We start from the raw sequence: 1104 nt of genomic DNA on the forward strand, positions 1-1104 counted from the left end.
ACCGGATCGGTTGTTGGCCACGGTGATCGGGGCCGTCCAGTCGATCGGGCGCCGGCCCCGCCGCCACAACACCGCCCCCGCCGCCGGAGGGCGGCGGAGCGACCGCCGCGTCGAACGGGCCGCCGGATCCGCAGACCGAAGACGAACCCGCGGTGCCGCCGCTCCCCCCGGGGGCGCCCGACGGCGTGGTGGGCGTGGCCCCGCACGCGACCATCATCTCGATCCGGCAGTCCTCACGAGCCTTCGAGCCGGTGAACCCGCCGCCGGGAGACCCCTACTCGGACGAGAAGGTCAAGGCCGGAACGCTGAATTCGGTTGCGCGCGCGGTCGTTCACGCCGCCAACATGGGGGCCAAGGTGATCAACATTTCCGTCACCGCGTGCCTGCCCGCGGCGGCCCCGGCCGATCAGCGGGCCCTCGGTGCGGCGCTGTGGTACGCGGCCACCGCGAAGGACGCCGTGATCGTGGCGGCCGCCGGCAACGACGGCGAAGCGGGCTGCAACAACAACCCGACGTATGACCCATTGGACCCGTCCGATCCGCGGGACTGGCACGAGGTCAAGATCGTCTCGGCGCCGTCGTGGTTCTCCGATTACGTCCTGTCGGTGGGAGCGGTCGACAGCAGCGGTGCCCCGCTCGACAAGAGCATGACCGGTCCGTGGGTCGGCGTGGCGGCCCCCGGGACCCACATCATGGGCCTCTCACCGCAGGGCGGCGGCCCGGTGAATGCCTACCCGCCGTCGAGACCGGGCGAGAAGAACATGCCGTTCTGGGGCACTAGTTTCTCGGCGGCCTACGTCAGCGGCGTCGCGGCGCTGGTGCGCGCGAAATTCCCCGAACTCAGCGCGCATCAGGTAATCAACCGGATCGTGCAGTCCGCGCACAATCCGCCTGCGGGCGTGGACAACAAGGTCGGATACGGGATGGTGGATCCGGTCGCCGCCTTGACCTTCAACATCCCGCCCGGCGATCGGATGGCTCCCGGCGCGCAAAGCCGGGTCATCACCCCGGCCCCGCCGCCACAACACCGGTCAGGTCGGGCCTCATCGGGCCCTCCGCAACCGGGCCGCGATCGCGAACACGAGCACGCCGGCGGCCATGGTC

General features: G+C 71.1%; 1 pseudogene. It reads left to right on the forward strand.

Annotation, left to right across the window (positions count from 1 at the left end):
• Positions 1-71: 71 nt before the first annotated feature.
• Positions 72-1104, forward strand: a pseudogene (mycP, locus tag A9W96_RS19650) (type VII secretion-associated serine protease mycosin); the annotation flags it as partial.

Source organism: Mycobacterium sp. 1245852.3, assembly GCF_001669335.1.
Classification (GTDB): Bacteria; Actinomycetota; Actinomycetes; order Mycobacteriales; family Mycobacteriaceae; genus Mycobacterium; species Mycobacterium europaeum_A.